This window comes from Deltaproteobacteria bacterium (genome assembly GCA_016183175.1).
In the GTDB taxonomy this organism is placed as follows: Bacteria; UBA10199; UBA10199; order UBA10199; family SBBF01; genus JACPFC01.
Map to the genome: position 1 here is coordinate 1 of JACPFC010000004.1, position 3,485 is coordinate 3,485.

Consider the following 3,485-nt stretch of genomic DNA (forward strand, 5'->3'; position numbering starts at 1 on the left):
GGTGCATACCATGGCCTGCCGGCTTAAAAGGGGTTTCAGCCAGTTGGGGATCGACGTCCTCGACCGCCCTTTCTTCGACACGCTCAAAATTCCACTCGATCCCGGGATCGCCCAGCAGGTGATGAACCTCGCGGTTAACCGTCAGATGAATTTTCGCCTCTTTGCCGATTCGTCGATCGGTATTTCACTTGATGAGGTAACCACCAAGGCCGATTTGAGGGCCATTCTGTCGGTTTTCAAGGATGTGTTGGGAAAAAACTCGGCGAAGAAACTTTCATTTTCTATCGAAGAAAACGGCGTTATTTCCGAGATTCCCTCCCCGTTTGTCCGGAAGAGCTCCTATTTGACCCATCCGGTTTTCAACACGCACCACTCCGAAACCGAAATGATGCGTTATATTCGTCATCTCGAAACGAGAGATTTGTCACTGACGACGTCGATGATATCGCTCGGCTCCTGCACCATGAAGCTCAATGCCGCCACCGAAATGATGCCGGTGACCTGGAACGGTTTTTCCAAACTCCATCCCTTTGTCCCGGTCGATCAGGCGCCGGGCTACCGTGAAATGAACACGCAGCTTATGGCATGGCTCGCCGAAATCACCGGGTTCGACGCGGTATCCCTTCAACCGAACGCCGGCTCGCAGGGGGAGTATAGCGGTTTGCTGGTGATTCAAAAATATCATCAGCAGAGGGGGGAGGGGCACCGACACATTTGCCTGATTCCCACCTCGGCCCATGGGACAAATCCCGCCAGCGCCGCCATGGCGGGAATGAAAATCGTTCTGATCAATTGCGACAAGAATGGAAACATCGACATCGCCGATTTAAGGGCGAAGGGGGCGGCGAATCGTCCGAATCTTTCATGCCTCATGGTTACCTATCCATCGACTCACGGGGTTTTTGAGGAAGGGATCGCCGAGATCTGTCAGATCATTCATGACAACGGCGGGCAGGTCTACATGGACGGCGCCAACATGAATGCGCAGGTCGGTTTGTGCCGGCCGGGCGATTTCGGGGCGGATGTTTGTCACCTCAATCTTCACAAAACCTTCTGCATTCCCCATGGAGGCGGCGGTCCCGGCGTGGGGCCGATCTGTGTGGCCAAACATTTGCGCGATTATCTTCCCACTCATCCGATCGTAGCGGTGGGAGGCGACAAATCGGTCGGAACGATTTCGGCTTCCCCTTTCGGATCGGCCTCGATCCTGCCCATTTCGTATGCCTTTATCCGCATGATGGGATCGGAGGGGCTTAAAAAAGCGAGCGAAGCGGCCATCCTGAACGCCAACTACATCGCCAATCGCCTCGATCGCCATTATCCGGTTCTTTATCGGGGCAAAAAGGGGCTGGTAGCGCATGAATGCATCATCGATCTGCGGCCGCTCAAGGCGGCATCGGGTGTGGATGTGGAAGATGTGGCCAAAAGGCTCATGGACTACGGCTTCCATGCCCCGACCGTTTCGTTCCCGGTGCCGGGAACTCTGATGGTCGAACCGACCGAGAGCGAATCGCTTGATGAACTCGACCGGTTTTGTGAGGCGATGATATTGATCCGAAAAGAAATTGCCGCTATTGAAGAGGGAAAGATGGACAGCAAAGACAATCCCCTCAAGAATGCCCCCCACACCGCCCAGTCGATTGCAGTCGCAAACTGGACTCACCCCTATAGCCGCGAAGAGGCGGTCTATCCCGCTCCCTGGCTCCGCGAGCATAAATACTGGCCTCCCGTCGCCCGTGTCGATAACGTCTATGGCGACCGCAACGTCGTTTGCACTTGTCCGCCAACAGGCTGTTGAGAAAGTCCAATCGGAAATCGCAAATCAGAAGGGGATGTCTTCTTCCGCGGAAAATGGCGGAGGACCGGCGGTGGAAGCCGCTTCCCCGGCGGTGTCCGACTCGGTGACTCCCTGCGGGGCGGCCGCTTCACGGCCGGCGGAGGCCGAGTCGAGAAACTGGATCACCTGGGCGACAATTTCGGTGGTGTACCGCGTCTGGCCCTGCTTATCTTCCCACTTGCGGGTCTGCAGGCGGCCTTCCAGATAGATGCGGCGCCCTTTGGCGAGATAATCCCTGCAGAGTTCGGCCAGTTTTCCCCACACGACAATCCGGTGCCATTCGGTCCGCTCCTGTTGTTGGCCGCTTTTGTCTTTCCACCGTTCGTTGGTGGCGATGTTGAAATTGGCCACAGGCTGTCCGCCCGGCGTGTAGCGCACTTCCGGGTCACCGCCCAGATTTCCAATCAGGATGACTTTATTGATGCTCGCCATGTTTTTCGCGGATCGTGGATTGTGAATCGTGAATCGCCGTCTCTTTACGATTCACCATCCACTATCCACCATCCACCGAGATTCCTTCCAGCCTTTTACACACCGCCTGTTTTGTCAATCTTTTTTCCGCTTTGGCGAGAAGTTTGTGTATGGTTGCTTTCATGGCCTGAAAATTTCCAACTGAAGAGCCTCAATCGGCCTGAAATGTTTTCTATTGCCGGTGCAAAGGGGGTAATTAAATTCGATGGCCGCGAAGCGATTTCATTTGATCGGAAACGGACTTCCGGTTTTTTTTCGACATGCCGAAAAAGGGACGGTCTTTGACGAGTTGGTCAAAATAGAGTTTCAGATCCCGAAAAATGCGGTAATGACGGTAATTCCGGGTGACGAGTGGGAATTTTTTCACGACGGCGGTGGCGGCAATCAGGCAATCTTCCTTGCCGGCGGAAGGATGTTTCTGTCTGTGTTCGGAATATTTTTTAAGAATTTCCCGGTTTAAAGGAATGAGACGGTATTTTTTCAGGAAGGAAATGATGTTTTTTCGTTCGGCAAGAGTTAAGCCTTTTTTGGATAGAAGTTCCTTTTTGGTGACAACCGAATAATAAATGCCGAACGCACGATCTTCAAAAAAATCCCTGAAAACACGATGATTGAAATAGTCGATAAAAATGTCGGTATCGACCAAGAGGCTTAGTCTTTTTGCCATTTTTAAAGCTCGGAAAGGAAGTGGCGATCGCTTTTGGAACGGCTTGTTTCTCTGATGGCATTCACGTAGGCAATACTGTCGGAAACCGACTGGAAGCCGTAAGGGTTCAGTTTTTCGCGGACCAGCATTTCGAGCAGTTGAACCGGATACACGTGGAGTTTTTGGGCCTCCTGGTTTACCCGCTTCTTAAGTGTGGGGTCGAAGGTGATGGTCCATTTTTCTTTTTTGAGGGCCGTTTTTGGCATACGTATAGAATACGTATAATATGTTTTGTTGTCAATAGTCCCGATTGACTTTCAAACAGCCGGTGCCGGTGTCCTCTTCGGTTCCGCCGTCGTCGTTTTCGGGATTGCCGGTGTCGGTTCCGCCGTCATTTCCGGTGTCGTCGGCTGGTTCGTGATCGTACTCGATTCCATCGGAATCATCTTCCTCTGTCTGATCGTCGCAGACGCCATCTTCATCGAGGTCTTCGCAGTCTTCCACGACAAGAAGGCAACTTGGGGGATTGCC

At 52.9% G+C, this 3,485-nt stretch carries 5 protein-coding genes (1 of these 5 running past the window's edge); 1 reads left to right on the top strand and 4 read right to left on the bottom strand.

From position 1 onward, the window contains the following. The coding region (gene gcvP / locus HYU99_00460) for an aminomethyl-transferring glycine dehydrogenase (GenBank protein MBI2338826.1) at positions 1-1,798 on the top strand (1,798 nt) is incomplete at its 5' end. Positions 1,799-1,822: 24 nt separating this feature from the next. Here gcvP and HYU99_00465 read toward each other — a convergent pair. The 4 genes from HYU99_00465 to HYU99_00480 form a co-directional block, all read right to left on the bottom strand. Beyond that, a complete protein-coding gene (locus tag HYU99_00465) occupies positions 1,823-2,269 on the bottom strand; it encodes a single-stranded DNA-binding protein (protein MBI2338827.1) in 447 nt (148 codons plus the stop codon). A gap of 235 nt (positions 2,270-2,504) precedes the next feature. Further along, complete coding sequence (locus tag HYU99_00470) at positions 2,505-2,975, bottom strand: PIN domain-containing protein (GenBank protein ID MBI2338828.1); 471 nt, start codon at positions 2,973-2,975, stop codon at positions 2,505-2,507. Between the two features lie 2 nt (positions 2,976-2,977). After that, positions 2,978-3,220: a hypothetical protein gene (locus tag HYU99_00475; GenBank protein ID MBI2338829.1), complete on the bottom strand. Its 243-nt coding sequence runs from the start codon at positions 3,218-3,220 to the stop codon at positions 2,978-2,980. A 31-nt stretch (positions 3,221-3,251) separates the two neighbouring features. Then, positions 3,252-3,485, bottom strand: the 3' portion of a protein-coding gene (locus tag HYU99_00480; GenBank protein MBI2338830.1) for a hypothetical protein. Its footprint extends 120 nt past the window's final position; 234 of the gene's 354 nt are visible here — the last part of the coding sequence; the start codon falls outside the window, past its right edge — the gene reads right to left on this strand; the stop codon is at positions 3,252-3,254.

Coding starts and splice junctions, on each gene's coding strand:
- HYU99_00465 (MBI2338827.1), bottom strand. CDS start 2,269: ATGGCGAGCATCAATAAAGTCATCCTGATTGGAAATCTGGGCGGTGAC.
- HYU99_00470 (MBI2338828.1), bottom strand. CDS start 2,975: ATGGCAAAAAGACTAAGCCTCTTGGTCGATACCGACATTTTTATCGAC.
- HYU99_00475 (MBI2338829.1), bottom strand. CDS start 3,220: ATGCCAAAAACGGCCCTCAAAAAAGAAAAATGGACCATCACCTTCGAC.